Origin of the sequence: Pseudomonas sp. LS_2 (assembly GCF_042709235.1) — a bacterium.
GTDB lineage: Bacteria > Pseudomonadota > Gammaproteobacteria > Pseudomonadales > Pseudomonadaceae > Aquipseudomonas.
In genome coordinates, this window is sequence record NZ_JAVAYC010000011.1 from 77481 (window position 1) to 91138 (window position 13658).

The 13658-nt window shown below is 64.4% G+C and carries 12 protein-coding genes; 5 read left to right on the forward strand and 7 right to left on the reverse strand.

What is annotated here, in order from left to right; translation table 11 throughout:
* Positions 1-132: 132 nt before the first annotated feature.
* From pcaD to pcaR, 6 genes are all read right to left on the reverse strand, one after another.
* Positions 133-933, reverse strand: a complete 801-nt coding sequence (pcaD, locus tag RAC97_RS12520) for a 3-oxoadipate enol-lactonase (RefSeq protein ID WP_375100561.1) — start codon at positions 931-933, stop codon at positions 133-135.
* A gap of 69 nt (positions 934-1002) precedes the next feature.
* Positions 1003-2292 (reverse strand): MFS family transporter, encoded by a 1290-nt coding sequence (locus tag RAC97_RS12525; RefSeq protein ID WP_375100562.1) that lies wholly within the window; start codon positions 2290-2292, stop codon positions 1003-1005.
* Between the two features lie 174 nt (positions 2293-2466).
* Positions 2467-3672, reverse strand: coding sequence for a 3-oxoadipyl-CoA thiolase (gene pcaF, locus RAC97_RS12530; protein WP_375100586.1), 1206 nt, complete (start codon positions 3670-3672; stop codon positions 2467-2469).
* The gene (locus tag RAC97_RS12535) at positions 3669-4448 is read right to left on the reverse strand and encodes a CoA-transferase subunit beta (protein WP_375100563.1); all 780 of its coding nucleotides are present in this window, start codon (positions 4446-4448) and stop codon (positions 3669-3671) included. The genes pcaF and RAC97_RS12535 overlap by 4 nt, the downstream gene beginning before the upstream one ends.
* Positions 4445-5293, reverse strand: coding sequence for a CoA transferase subunit A (locus RAC97_RS12540; protein ID WP_375100564.1), 849 nt, complete (start codon positions 5291-5293; stop codon positions 4445-4447). Before RAC97_RS12540 ends, RAC97_RS12535 begins: the two co-directional genes overlap by 4 nt.
* Positions 5294-5464: 171 nt before the next feature.
* A complete protein-coding gene (gene pcaR / locus RAC97_RS12545) occupies positions 5465-6334 on the reverse strand; it encodes a pca regulon transcriptional regulator PcaR (protein WP_375100565.1) in 870 nt (289 codons plus the stop codon).
* 565 nt (positions 6335-6899) lie between these two features.
* Here pcaR and RAC97_RS12550 point away from each other — a divergent pair.
* Together RAC97_RS12550 and RAC97_RS12555 are read left to right on the forward strand one after the other, a co-directional pair.
* Positions 6900-7112, forward strand: a complete 213-nt coding sequence (locus RAC97_RS12550; protein WP_375100566.1) for a hypothetical protein — start codon at positions 6900-6902, stop codon at positions 7110-7112.
* A gap of 301 nt (positions 7113-7413) precedes the next feature.
* Complete coding sequence (locus tag RAC97_RS12555; RefSeq protein WP_375100567.1) at positions 7414-8886, forward strand: inorganic phosphate transporter; 1473 nt, start codon at positions 7414-7416, stop codon at positions 8884-8886.
* A gap of 63 nt (positions 8887-8949) precedes the next feature.
* Here the strand turns inward: RAC97_RS12555 and RAC97_RS12560 are convergent, their stop codons facing one another.
* On the reverse strand, positions 8950-10425 hold the full coding sequence (locus RAC97_RS12560) for a helicase HerA-like domain-containing protein (RefSeq protein WP_375100568.1): 1476 nt from the start codon (positions 10423-10425) through the stop codon (positions 8950-8952).
* Positions 10426-10612: 187 nt separating this feature from the next.
* On the opposite strand from RAC97_RS12560, the gene RAC97_RS12565 reads away from it, so the two are divergent.
* Genes RAC97_RS12565 through RAC97_RS12575 form a run of 3 tightly spaced genes read left to right on the forward strand, consistent with a single transcriptional unit; the run spans position 10613 to position 13486 of the window.
* The gene (locus RAC97_RS12565; protein WP_375100569.1) at positions 10613-11740 is read left to right on the forward strand and encodes a glycosyltransferase family 4 protein; all 1128 of its coding nucleotides are present in this window, start codon (positions 10613-10615) and stop codon (positions 11738-11740) included.
* Complete coding sequence (locus tag RAC97_RS12570) at positions 11733-12497, forward strand: DUF2334 domain-containing protein (protein ID WP_375100570.1); 765 nt, start codon at positions 11733-11735, stop codon at positions 12495-12497. Before RAC97_RS12565 ends, RAC97_RS12570 begins: the two co-directional genes overlap by 8 nt.
* Positions 12494-13486, forward strand: a complete 993-nt coding sequence (locus RAC97_RS12575; protein WP_375100571.1) for a lysylphosphatidylglycerol synthase transmembrane domain-containing protein — start codon at positions 12494-12496, stop codon at positions 13484-13486. Before RAC97_RS12570 ends, RAC97_RS12575 begins: the two co-directional genes overlap by 4 nt.
* The last annotated feature ends 172 nt before the right edge of the window (positions 13487-13658 follow it).

A 13658-nucleotide genomic window follows, 5' to 3' on the forward strand; every position in this document is an offset into this window, starting at 1 on the left:
CTTTAGCGTCGGCTTCTTCGCGGGTACCCCGCTCCCAGGTGCTGTGCCGTTTTTTGAGGGCGGCAGTGAACCCGTGGGAGCGGATTTACCCGCGAAGAGGTCGGCACTGATTCACCTTGACGCTCGACCTATCTACAGCCCGCTGCGGGCCAGCAGGAAATCGAGCACGCGGCGACTGAACGGCTCGCCGATCTCCACGTTCGACAGGTGCGCCGCAGGAAACTCCACGTACTCCGCGCCCGCAATGCGGTTCTGCATGAAGCGCCCATGCTCAGGGGTGGTCACCGCATCCTCGGTCCCGGCGACCACTAACGTCGGCAGTTGGATGCTCGCCAGTTGCTCACCATAATCGGCATCGCGCACAGCGGCGCAGCAGGCGGCATAGCCTTCGGGCGAAGTCTGCGCCAGCATTTCGGTGATGCGCTGGGCCTGGGCTGGCTCGGCATGGGCGAAAGCAGGCGTGAACCAGCGGGCAATGGAGGCATCGCGCAGCCCGACCATGGCCTCACGACCGCCCTTGAGCACGGTGTCGATACGCGTGTTCCACACCTCGTCGCTGCCGATCTTCGCACCGGTGTTGCACAAGGTCAGGCTGAGCAGTCGGGGGCCAGCATTGATACCTAGCCACTGGCCGATCAACCCGCCCATGGACAAGCCAACGAAGTGCGCCTGCTGGATATCCAGCGCATCGAGCAGCGCCAGCACATCGCGGCCCAGTTGCTCGATGGCATAGCTGCCCGGCGTGACCAGCGAGGCGCCGTGGCCGCGAGTGTCGTAGCGCAGCACCCGGAAATGCGCGCTCCACAGTGGCACCTGGGTGTCCCACATGTGCAGGTCGGTGCCCAGCGAGTTGGACAACACCAGCACCGGGGCATTGGCCGGTCCGTCGAGTTGGTAGTGCAGTACGCCATCGGCCAGTTGCAGTTGCGCCACAGCGGTCTCCTTCAGGCAGTGAAACGTTGATATTCAGCATGACGCATGCGGGGCCAAGGCAATGGCACTTCAGTCGTCATGGTGCAGGTAATCCGCCTGCCTGGGCAGGCGCAGGCTGAACAGGAAGGCCACGGCCATCATGGCGGTGACGTACCAGTAGAAGGTGTTTTCCATGCCCATGGTCTTCAAGCCCAGGGCCACGTATTCAGCCGAGCCGCCGAACACCGCGTTGGCTATCGCATACGCAAGGCCCACGCCCAGTGCACGTACGTGTGGCGGGAACATCTCGGCCTTCACCAGGCCGCTGATCGAGGTGTAGAAGCTGACGATGCACAGCGCCAGGGTCACCAGCACGAACGCCATGAACGGGCTGCTGACGGTCTTCAGGGCCATCAGCAACGGCACGGTGAACAGTGTGCCCAAAGCGCCGAACAGCAGCATCGAGTTACGTCGGCCGATGCGGTCCGAGAGCATGCCGAACAACGGCTGCATGCACATGTACAGGAACAGCGCGCCAGTCATCACGAAGCTTGCGCTCTTGGCGCTCATGCCAGCGGTGTTGACCAGGTACTTCTGCATGTAGGTGGTAAAGGTATAGAAGATCAGCGAGCCGCCGGCGGTGTAGCCAAGCACGGTGATGAACGCCGCGCCGTGGTTGCGCAGCAGGCCGCCGATGGAACCTGCGTCTTTGTCCTGGCGGGTTTCGGCGCTGCTGGTCTCTTTCAGCGAGCGGCGCAGCATCAGCGAGATCAGCGCAGCGACCGCGCCGACCACGAACGGAATGCGCCAGCCCCAGTCACGCAGTTCCTGCTCGGTCAGCAGCTGTTGCAGGATCACCACCACCAACACCGCCAGCAATTGGCCGCCGATCAGGGTGACGTACTGGAACGAGGCGAAGAAGCCGCGCTGCCCGCGCAGCGCCACTTCGCTCATGTAGGTGGCGGTGGTGCCATACTCGCCGCCCACCGACAGGCCTTGCACCAGGCGAGCGAACAGCAACAGCGCCGGGGCCCAGGTGCCGATGCTGGCGTAGGTGGGCAGGCAGGCAATGAGCAAGGAGCCTGCACACATCATCAGCACAGAGATCATCAGGGAATTCTTGCGCCCGTGGCGGTCGGCCAGGCGTCCGAAGATCCAGCCACCGATGGGGCGCATCAAAAAGCCCGCAGCGAACACGCCGGCTGTGTTGAGCAATTGCACGGTGGGGTCATCGGAAGGGAAGAAGGCGGGGGCGAAATAGATGGCGCAGAACGCATAGACGTAGAAGTCGAACCATTCCACTAGGTTGCCCGAAGAGGCACCGACAATGGCGAAGATGCGCTTGCTGCGTTCTTCGCTGGTGTAATGGGTTGAGGTCATGGCTTGTTCACTCCTGGAGGGTTACTGCCCAATCTAGACATACCCAGTAACACTCTCGTTCCACAGTCACACCGTGCTACCGCCCTTCGCGGGCAAGCCCGCTCCTACAGAAAACCCGCAAAACGCATAGGAGCGGGCGTGCCCGCGAACAGGTCGGACGTGCTCAATACGCCATCAAACCCGCTCGATCGCCAGCGCCAGACCCTGCCCAACGCCCACGCACATGGTCGCCAGCCCCATGCGCCCGCCGCTCTTCTCCAACTGGTGCAAAGCGGTCAACACCAGGCGCGCACCGCTCATGCCCAGCGGGTGCCCCAAGGCAATGGCCCCGCCATTGGGGTTCACCTGGGGCGCATCGTCAGCCACACCCAACCCGCGCAGCACAGCCAGGCCTTGGCTGGCGAACGCTTCGTTGAGCTCGATCACGTCGAAGTCGGTGACCGCGATGCCCAGACGCTCGGTGAGCTTGCGCACCGCAGGCACCGGCCCAATGCCCATCACCCGTGGCGCTACACCCGCGCTGGCCATGCCCAGCACCCGCGCACGTGGCGTCAGGCCGTGTTTCTTCACCGCCTCGGCGGACGCCAGGATCAGCGCCGCTGCCCCGTCGTTGACGCCCGAAGCGTTGCCGGCGGTGACGGTCTTGTCGGCACCGTTGACCGGCTTGAGCTTGGCCAGCGCTTCCAGGGTGGTATCCGGACGCAAGTGCTCGTCCTGCTCGACCACGGTCTCGCCTTTCTTGTGGGCAATACGCACCGGCACGATCTCCTCGGCAAAGAAGCCAGCAGCCTGCGCGGCGGCAGCGCGTTGCTGGCTGCGCAGGGCGAAGGCATCCTGGTCGGCGCGCGACACCTGGTGGTCATCGGCGACGTTGTCCGCGGTCTCGGGCATGGCATCGACGCCGTACCTGGCCTTCATCAGCGGGTTGACGAAGCGCCAGCCGATGGTCGTATCTTCAAGCTTCATGTTGCGCGAATAGCCGCTCTCGGCCTTGCCCATGACGAACGGCGCGCGCGACATCGACTCGACGCCGCCAGCAATGGCCAGCTCCATCTCGCCACAGGCGATGGCGCGGAAGGCAGTGCCGATGGCGTCCATGCCCGAGGCGCACAGGCGGTTGAGGGTCACGCCTGGCACGCTCTCGGGCAGCCCGGCCAGCAGCAAGGCCATGCGCGCGACGTTGCGGTTGTCTTCGCCGGCCTGGTTGGCGCAGCCGAGGAACACTTCGTCCAGTTGCTCCCACTGTACCTGCGGGTTGCGTTCGATCAGCGCCTTGAGCGGAATCGCCGCCAGGTCGTCGGCGCGCACGCTGGCCAGACCGCCGCCGAAGCGGCCGATGGGGGTGCGAATGGCATCGCAGATGAAGACGTCGCGCATCAGGCTTCTCCGGCGGTCTGGCCATGGGCGGCTGCGGTGCGCGCCTCGAGGTCACGCAGCGCAGCCAGCTCGTTGTCGTCTGGTGCCTCGGTGGTCTGCACGCTGTCGGCGAAGCGGATCGGCCAGCCGGTGGCAGCGACGATCTGCTCGCGGGTCACGCCGGGGTGGATCGACGTGACCACGAACTCATGGGTGCCCGCTTCCGGCTCCATGATGCACAGGTCGGTGATGATGCCCACCGGCCCTTCGCCTGGCAGGCCCAGGCGCTTGCGCGAGTCGCCGCCTTCGCCATGCCCGACCGAGGTGACGAAGTCCAGCTTGTCGACGAAGGCACGTGGCGACTGCTTGAGGATGATCAACACCTGCTTGGCGGAGCCGGCGATTTCCGGTGCGCCGCCAGCGCCAGGCAGGCGGGTCCTGGGTGCGTGGTAGTCACCGACCACGGTGGTGTTGATATTGCCGAAGCGGTCGACTTGGGCGGCACCGAGGAAACCCACGTCGATACGCCCGCCTTGCAGCCAGTAGCGGAAGATCTCGCCGGTCGGCACCACGGTATCGGCGGTTTCGGCCAGTTCACCATCACCGATCGACAGTGGCAGCACGCTGGGCTTGGCGCCAATCGGGCCGGACTCGTAGATCAGCACCACGTCAGGCGAGGAGGTCAGGCGGGCCAGGTTGGCCGCCTTCGAAGGCAGGCCGATACCGACGAAGCACACCGCGCCGTTGCGCAGGCGTCGGGCGGCGGCGACGGTCATCATTTCAGAAGTGGAGTAGCTCATTGTGCGGCCTCCAGCTTGGCCTGGTATTCGGTGAAGTCGGCGGTGCCACGGATATAGGTGTCGATCCAGGCGCTGAACGACGCCCGGTCGCGGGCGATGGGGTCCCAGGCCTGGTAGAAGCGGTTGTCGCGCTCGTAGTAGCCGTGGGCGTAGGACGGATGGGCACCGCCCGGCACCAGGCACACGGCGCTCAGCGCCCAGGTCGGCAATACGCAGGCGTTCATCGGCGCCTGCAGGTCATCGACGATTTCTTCGATGGTGACGATGCAGCGCTTGGCCGCCAGGGCCGCCTCCTTCTGTACGCCAAGGATGCCCCACAGCAGCACGTTGCCTTTGCGGTCGGCCTTCTGCGCGTGGATCACCGTGACGTCCGGACGCACCGAAGGCACGGCGGCCAGCACTTCGCCAGTGAACGGGCAGGTGACGCTCTTGATCAATGGGTTGACCTTGGGCAGGTCGGAACCTGCATAGGCACGCAGCACCGCGAACGGTAGGCCCGAGGCGCCAGCGACGTAGGCGTTGGCCAGGTCCGCGTGGCTGTGTTCCTCGATCTCGATCGGATGCGGCCACTGTTTCTCTACTGCGTCGCGCAAACGGTGCAGCGAGCCGACGCCGGGGTTGCCACCCCAGGAGAAGATCAGCTTGCGCGCGCAGCCGGCACCGATCAGTTGGTCGTAGATCAGGTCGGGGGTCATGCGCACCAGAGTCAGGTCGCGCTTGCCCTGGCGGATGATCTCGTGGCCGGCGGCGGTCGGGATCAGGTGGGTGAAACCTTCGAGGGCAACGCTGTCGCCATCGTGGACGAACTGCTTCACCGCCTCGTGAAGCGAGAGGATTGCTGCCATTTTGGAGATTCCTGGTCAGGCTGAGTCGGTCAGGTGCAGGCGGGCTGCGATGGGCTCAGATTAAGCAGGAGGCTGAGGGCGTACAATCCGATAATCGACCTTGTGTGCGATTATCGAACTATTTGTTGCAGGGCTATCCCTTGCCCTCGTGCGGCCTGTACGGCCCTGGAATCAGCCGAACAGCTGATGGCACAGGTCGCGGCTGGCCGCCAGCAGGATCGGCAGGAAGCGCTGCTCCAACTCGCTGCGCGTCACCCTGCCGACGTGGGTGCTGACGTTGAGCGCCGCCAGCACCTGTCCGGAGGCATCGTAGATCGGCACGGCGATCGAACGCAGGCCTTGTTCGAGCTCCTGGTCGACCACGCACCAACCCTGGGCGCGGACCTGCTGGATGCAGGCGAACAGCGACTCGGGGTCATGCAAGGTGCGGCTGGTGCGGGCCTTGAGGTCGGCGCGCTCGAAATACTCGCGCAGGCTGGCGTCATCCAGCGCGGCCAGCAGAATCCGCCCCATCGACGTGCAGTAGGCAGGCAAGCGTCCGCCCACCGACAGGTCCACCGAAATAAGGCGCTCTACCGTGGCCGAACGGGCTATGTAGAGAATGTCATCGCCTTCGAGGGTGGCCATGTTGGCCGCCTCGTGCAACTGATCGCTGATGCGGTCCAGGTAGGGCTGCGCAGAAACCGCCAGGGGCGTCGAGGACAGGTAGGCATGGCCCAGGGTCAGCACTTTGGGCAGCAACGAGTAGGTGCGCCCGTCACTGGTGGCATAGCCCAGTTTTATCAGGGTGTGCAGGCAGCGCCGTACGGCAGCCCGGGGGATTTCGGTGCGGTGGCTGATCTGCGCGATGGTCAGGTGTCGCTTGCGTTCCTGAAACGCCTGGATCACCGCCAACCCGCGCGCCAGGGAGGTCATGAAGTCCGGGTCGCCAGTAAACGCCTGGATACGCTTGGCGGGTGACGCAACGATCGGGGGCGCCAGCGGCGGCATGCCGCCACGTGCCTGATCGTTGCTGGCGGATTCCTTGGTTTCTTCGCTCATCGGACAACCTCAACAAAACCGGCGATTCGTGCGATTATCGAACAAACGGCCGATAATCGCAATTGACCGCTGACACGTTTGCTTATACCTTTATGCTGCCACTTGTGGCTTCTTTGGAGAGACTGGTCAGGTACCCACCGTAGAAGTCCCTAGGCAACGGCCTCGCCCTCCAGCGAGGCCGTTTTCATTTATACCGTTAGCGAACTTCCAGCGCGTCGTGCGACTCAAAGTTCACGGTAATTGAAAACGCCGAATAGCCACGTGCAACCTTGATTCGGTATCCCTGAACCTGCCTGTATAAAGAGTATGTGCTTCGGGGGTGCGATTGTTATACTTCGCGCGCCGACACTGGCCTGCGGCAACCATGGATCCAATACCCCGCTCAAGCGGCAGATTGCCGAGCGCACGAAGGTTCGGTGAGCACAGGCAGGGCCGTCAAGCACCGAAGTGTCATGGCATCCGAAGGAAACTATCGTGTCCAGCACGGTGGTCTTTTCACTCATGTCCGCCGCAAGTTCCAAGTGCCACGCGCATGGGTCAACATTAAACTTTTCAGGTCAATACTGTGACGAAAGATGAACTGCGCGCGGAACTCGAGCGCCAGGCCGAACGTTACAAGGATGTTTACGGTGGCGAAGTCACCACTTACGCCGCGCAACCGGAGCCGGAACGCAAGCCTTGGCGCAAACGAGCCACTGTTCAGGACCAGGCGTTCTCACAAGAACTCGAGCGCATGGAAAAGGAATTGCGAAGCGACGCGCCCGAAAACGAGGGATAAACGCACCCGTCCCTGCCGGTACGCCGAGGCACGGAAAGCTGCTGAAGCGCACGGGGTTCGACGAAATGGAATCTGACAAATTTCATACGAACGTTTTAATTTTCGAAAACCGTTGACTTACCCCTCAGATCAGCGGTTTTTCCCGACGTTAACCTTGTTTTTTTCAACCTTCGCGTACGCCCATGCTGCGAAGACGGCGCTTTCTGCGCGATGAAAACCTGCCATCCGTCAGCAGCAGATGCATCGATTGTCGTAGTTTTCTGGCATACTCCGCGCCCCACTTTACCGCCAGAAAACCTTCATGATCGATTTATTCAGCGGACTGGATGCCTGGGTGGTGGTGAGCCTGGTGCTCGCACTGACCTTCGTGCTCGCATTCGAGTTCATCAATGGCTTTCATGACACCGCCAACGCGGTAGCCACCGTCATCTACACCAAGGCCATGCCTCCACACCTGGCCGTGTTCTTCTCCGGGGTGTTCAACTTCCTCGGCGTGTTGCTCGGCGGTGTCGGCGTGGCATACGCCATCGTCCACCTGCTGCCGGTGGAGCTGCTGATCAACGTGAACACCGGCCACGGCCTGGCCATGGTCTTCTCGCTGCTCGCTGCGGCCATTGCCTGGAACCTGGGCACCTGGTACTTCGGTATCCCGGCCTCCAGTTCGCACACCCTGATCGGCTCGATCCTCGGCGTGGGCCTGGCCAACGCCTTGATCAGCGACATTCCGCTGGGTGACGGCGTCAACTGGCAGAAGGCGATCGACATCGCCCTGTCGTTGGTGTTCTCCCCCATGGCCGGCTTCGCCGTCGCCGCCTTGCTGCTGCTGGGCCTGAAGTGGTGGCGCCCGCTGTCGAAGATGCACAAGACTCCCGAGCAACGCCGCAAGCTCGACGACAAGAAGCACCCGCCGTTCTGGAACCGCCTGGTGCTGGTCATGTCGGCCATGGGCGTGAGCTTCGTGCACGGCTCCAACGACGGCCAGAAGGGTATCGGCCTGATCATGCTGGTGCTGATCGGTATCGTCCCGGCCAAGTTCGTCCTCGACCTGAACAGCACCACCTACCAGATCGAGCGTACCCGCGACGCCACGGTGCACCTGAGCCAGTTCTACCAGCGCAACGCCGCCACCCTCGGCGAGTACCTGGCACTGGGCAAGGCCAAGTCTACCGACCTGCCGGAGCAGTTCAGCTGCAACCCACAGCAGACCGAGCCGACCATAGCTGCCCTGCAAACCGCCATGGCCGGTGTCACCGACTACCGCGCCCTGAGCGCCGAGCAGCGCGTGGAAGTGCGTCGCTACCTGCTGTGCCTGGACGACACCGCGAAGAAAGTCGGCAAGCTGCCAGGCCTGGAAAGCCGTGAAAAGGCTGACCTGGAGAAACTGCGCAAGGACCTCACCGCCACTACCGAATACGCCCCGTTCTGGGTGATCGTGGCCGTCGCCCTGGCCTTGGGCCTGGGCACCATGGTCGGCTGGAAGCGTGTGGTGCTGACGGTTGGCGAGAAGATCGGCAAGCAGGGCATGACCTATGCCCAGGGCATGTCTGCGCAGATTACCGCAGCGTGCGCTATCGGCATGGCCAACATCTTCAGCCTGCCGGTCTCCACCACCCACGTGCTGTCGTCGGGCGTGGCCGGGACCATGGTCGCCAACAAGAGCGGTCTGCAAGGCGGCACCGTCAAGACCATCCTGCTGGCCTGGGTACTGACCCTGCCGGCCTCGATGGGCCTGGCTGCCGGGCTGTTCTGGCTGGCGTCGAAAGCGATCAGCTGAAGCGTTCGCAGCCCATGAGAAAGGCGCCTGCGGGCGCCTTTTTTGTGCTTCCCGATTGGCCTGTCAGCGCCGCTTGCCGCCCAGCAACGACCCCATCAGTCCCCGTACCAACTGGCGCCCCAGCTGGTTGGCGGCCTGGCGCACCGCCGACTTGATCGCCTGCCCCGCCGCGCTCTGCAAGAACTCTCCGGCCTTGTCGGCAAAACTGTCCTCATCGGCCTTTGGCACAGGCGACGGCTCTACCGGTTCGCCCTTGCGCTGGGTCAGCATTTCATAGGCCGACTCCCGGTCTATTGGCTTGTCGTAGCGCCCAGCCAACGGCGACGCGCCCACCAGCGCCGTGCGTTCACTGCCAGAAAGCGGTCCGATGCGCGACTGCGGCGGCGCCACCAGCACACGCTGGACCATCGCCGGGGTGCCCTTGTCTTCCAGGGTGCCGACCAATGCCTCGCCGATGCCCAGCTCGGTGAGCACCGCCAGCGTGTCGAAGGCAGGGTTGGGGCGGAAACCATCAGCCACCGCCTTGAGCGACTTCTGCTCCTTGGCAGTGAATGCCCTCAGGCCGTGCTGGATACGCAAGCCCAGTTGGGCCAGCACTGCATCAGGCAGGTCGGCGGGCGACTGGGTGACGAAGTACACTCCCACGCCCTTGGACCGGATCAAGCGCACCACTTGTTCCAGGCGGTCTTGCAGGGCTTTCGGGGTGTCGTTGAACAACAGGTGCGCCTCGTCGAAGAACAGCGCCAGCACCGGCCTGTCGGCATCGCCGCGCTCAGGCAACTGCTCGAACAGCTCGGCCAGCAACCACAGCAGAAAAGTCGCGTAGACCTTCGGCGACTCGTGCACCAGGCGGCTGGCGTCGAGCAGGTGGACGCGGCCACGGCCGTCGCCATCCGGGCGCAGCAGGTCGTCCAGTTGCAATGCAGGCTCGCCGAACAGCGCCTCGGCGCCCTGCTGCTCGAGGGTGGCCAGGCGCCGCAGCAGGGCCTGGGTCGAGGCACTGGTCATCAGCGCGCTGTCCTCACCCAGTACCTGGGGGTTGTCGCGCAGGTGCCCGAGCAGTGCCTTCAGGTCCTTCAGGTCGAGCAGCAGCAGACCTTCCCGGTCGGCGACCTTGAAGGCTGCATACAGCGCCGCCTGCTGGCTGTCGGTCAATTCCAGCAGGTTGCCCAGCAGCAAGGGGCCCATTTCGCTAAGGGTGGTGCGCAGGGGATGGCCCGATTGCCCGGCTATATCCCACAGGCTCACGGGATAGGCCTTTGGCTGGTGCTGCAACCAGGGCATGCCTGCAATCCGCTCGGCCACCTTGCCTTGCGGCGCCCCGGCAGCGCCCAGGCCGCACAGGTCGCCCTTCACGTCGGCAGCGAATACGGCAACACCGGCATCACTGAACACTTCTGCCAGACGCTGCAGGGTGACCGTCTTGCCCGTGCCGGTAGCGCCAGCCACCAGCCCATGACGGTTGGCCAGACGCATGGACTGGAATACCGGCAGGCCATCCAGCCCCGCGCCTACAACCAATTGCGATGGATCAGACATGGGCGTTCGTCCTCTTCTTAAACGGTGGCGACAAAGTCGATATCACTTCAGTTAAGCCAATTTTGCGAACACCAGGATCAACCCAGTTCGCGATCGAACAAACTATCCTTCAGTAAGGTCAATCTTCAGGCGCGTCATCGAAAGCTCATGACAGCTCGATGACACACCCGAAGCCGGTCCCGGAGGGATGCTGATCGTGCACATCGCTGACATCACCATGTTCTATGCGCCGGCCAGCGGCGGCGTACGCACCTACCTCGATGCCAAGCATCGCCGCCTCGACGCCAGGCATGACGTGCGTCACAGCCTCTTGGTTCCAGGCCCCGGCCCCACTGCACGGCATGCCAATGGTATCTACCAGGTCCCTGCCCCACCCCTGCCCTTCGGCAAGGGTTATCGCTTTCCGGTGCGCCTGGCGCCCTGGTGCAACGTACTGCGCCGCCTAGAGCCCGACCTGATCGAAGTCGGCGACCCTTACCTCACCGCCTGGGCGGCGCTTGAAGCTCGGCGCAAGCTGGATGTGCCAGTGATCGGTTTCTACCACTCCGACCTGCCGCTGCTGGTGAGCAACCGCATGGGCAATTGGTTTACTCCCAATGTCGAAGCCTACGTCAGCAAGTTGTACGGCCATTTCGACCGAGTCCTGGCGCCCAGCCAGGTGATGGCCGACAAACTGCGCCGCCTGGGCGTGCGCGACGTGCATGTGCAGAGGCTGGGGGTCGATCTTGCGACCTTCAGCCCCACGCACCACGACCCGCACCTGCGTGCCGAGCTGGGCATACCCGAAGACAGCCGCCTGCTGGTATTCGCCGGGCGCGGCTCGCGGGAGAAGAATCTGCCGGTGCTGCTGGACTGCATCGGCCACCTCGGACGCCCCTACCACCTGCTGCTGGTTGGCTCGAACATGCCGACCAACGTGCCTGACAACGTCACGGTGATCGACCAGTTCTGCCCGCCTGCACAAGTCGCCCGCCTGCTCGCCAGCGCCGACCTGCTGGTACACGCCGGCGACCAGGAAACCTTCGGCCTGGTGATCCTCGAAGCCATGGCCAGTGCCACACCCGTGGTGGCCGTGCGCGCCGGGGCGTTCGACGAGATCGTCACGCCCGCGGGTGGGCGACTGTGCCGGCCCAATGACGGCCTGGCGATGGCCAACGCGGTGCGCGAGGTATTCGAGGAAGGTGTTTCCCAGCTGGGCGCCCAAGCCCGTCGCCATGTCGAGCAGCACTATGCCTGGGACGCCGTGGTCAGTGGCCTGCTGCAACATTATCAGGCCGTGCTCGGCCACCAGCCGCGAGCCCGCGCCCATGGCTGAGCCAATCGCCAAACCAGGCAGCCTGATGCTGGTACTGCATGACGTGGCGCCGCAAACCTGGCCCGACTACCAGCCCTTCGTCGAAGCCGTCGACGCCTTGGGCGAGGTGCCGATGACCTGGCTGGTAGTGCCCGACTTCCACCATCGCAACGCCCTGGCCCATCACCCAGCCTTCTGCCGCATGCTCGAACGGCGGCTGGCCCGCGGTGACGAACTGGCCCTGCACGGCCTCTACCATGCCGACGACAGCCCAGCGCCGCGCACGCCGGGCGAGTTCTTCATGCGCCGGATCTATACCCATGAAGGCGAATTCTATGGCTTGCCGCAGCACCAAGCGATGCAACGCCTGGAAGCCGGCCTGGACGCATTCGCACATCAGGGCTGGCCGGTGGCAGGTTTCGTCGCCCCGGCCTGGCTGATGAGCGAAGGTACGCGGCAGGCCTTGCGCCGGCTGCCGCTACGCTACACCAGCACGCCCCGGCACCTATATCGGCTGCCGGATTTTACTGCCATCGACGCCCCCGGCCTGGTCTGGAGCGCACGCAGCGCCTGGCGCCGAGGGTTGTCGCGAGTGGTTTGCGACTGGCAAAACCGCCGCTGGCGCGAGGCTGCGACGCTGCGCCTGGGCTTGCACCCCGTCGACATGCGCCACCCCAGTGCCCGTGACTATTGGCTGCGCACCCTCACCCGCTTGCTCGAGCAAGGGCGCGAGCCGCTGACCAAATCCGCCTGGCTGGCGCGCCAGCCGTCTCCATGAAGCGCCTGGCCTGGCTGGGCCTGGCGCTGCTGTTCGCGGTAGCGGTGCCCACATTGCTCGGTGGCAGCGAACTCTGGCCACGGCTGCGGGCCTTCGCTCCTGGGCTGATGCTGGCGCTGTTGGGCATGATCCTGCTGTGCTGGGTAATCAATGCCATGCGCCTGCGCCTGCTGCTCGGCCAGCAAGGCACAAGGCTGGGCATGCTGCGCTGTATCGGTGTGGTGATGGCGACCGAATTCGCCATCTGCACCACTCCGGGCGGCGGCGGCGGGCCACTGACCCTGATGGCGCTGCTGTCACGCGAACGTATCGGCCCAGCACGCAGCGGCGCAGTGTTCGCCATGGACCAGCTGAACGACTTGCTGTTCTTCTTCTGCGCCATGCTGGCGATTGCTGGCTATGCGCTGTTTCACCGCCTGGGGCACAGTCAGGAAAGTATGCTGTTGGGCAGTGCGCTGATGCTGTGCGCGGCAATGGCGGCGATAGTCATGCTACTGCGCTATCGCCGTGGACTGATGCGCGGCAATGGTCGGCTGCTGCGGCGCCTGGGCATGTCGCCAGCGCGTCGGCGGCGCTGGGCGCGCAAGTTGCTGCGGTTCCTGCATGCCCTGGCCGATACCTGGCGCTTGCCCAAGCGCACCCTGGCGCTGGTCTTCGCCCTCACGTGTGCGCACTGGAGCCTGCGCTACAGCGTGTTGTACCTGGTGCTGCTGGGGTTGGGCGTGGAGCTGGCGTGGATACCGAGCTTCCTGGTGCAGGTGCTGGCCCTGAGCGCGGGGCAGTTCAGCCTGCTGCCAGGCGGCGCGGGGGCTGCCGAGCTGACGTCGGCCACACTGCTGGCACCGCTGGTAGGCGCCTCGACGGCGGCGGCGGCGATACTGATCTGGCGCGCGGTTACCTATTACTTCTATCTGGTGGCAGGTGGTCCGGTGTTCGTGTGCCTGCTGGCCCGTCCGTTGCTGGAACGCTGGCGTCGACAGGCGGGTTGAGCTGTTGCCAGAGGTCGGCGGCGCCTTCGAATTCGGTGCCGTCCTCGTCGCTCAAGGCCTCCAAGTCATAGCGGGCCAGGCAGCCTTCGCCAAGGGTGGGGGGTGCTGAGGCGGTGGGTTTGTTGCGTGCCATCGGTAAACCTCCACTTGTACGCTGCACCGGGCCTGCCCC

What these genes read in the sequence shown, in the direction of transcription:
- pcaR (WP_375100565.1), bottom strand. Translation starts at nt 6,334, where the DNA reads ATGAGCGAAGAAACCAAGGAATCCGCCAGCAACGATCAGGCACGTGGC.
- RAC97_RS12565 (WP_375100569.1), top strand. Translation starts at nt 10,613, where the DNA reads ATGCTGATCGTGCACATCGCTGACATCACCATGTTCTATGCGCCGGCC.
- RAC97_RS12555 (WP_375100567.1), top strand. Translation starts at nt 7,414, where the DNA reads ATGATCGATTTATTCAGCGGACTGGATGCCTGGGTGGTGGTGAGCCTG.
- RAC97_RS12540 (WP_375100564.1), bottom strand. Translation starts at nt 5,293, where the DNA reads ATGGCAGCAATCCTCTCGCTTCACGAGGCGGTGAAGCAGTTCGTCCAC.
- RAC97_RS12560 (WP_375100568.1), bottom strand. Translation starts at nt 10,425, where the DNA reads ATGTCTGATCCATCGCAATTGGTTGTAGGCGCGGGGCTGGATGGCCTG.
- RAC97_RS12535 (WP_375100563.1), bottom strand. Translation starts at nt 4,448, where the DNA reads ATGAGCTACTCCACTTCTGAAATGATGACCGTCGCCGCCGCCCGACGC.
- RAC97_RS12570 (WP_375100570.1), top strand. Translation starts at nt 11,733, where the DNA reads ATGGCTGAGCCAATCGCCAAACCAGGCAGCCTGATGCTGGTACTGCAT.
- RAC97_RS12525 (WP_375100562.1), bottom strand. Translation starts at nt 2,292, where the DNA reads ATGACCTCAACCCATTACACCAGCGAAGAACGCAGCAAGCGCATCTTC.
- RAC97_RS12575 (WP_375100571.1), top strand. Translation starts at nt 12,494, where the DNA reads ATGAAGCGCCTGGCCTGGCTGGGCCTGGCGCTGCTGTTCGCGGTAGCG.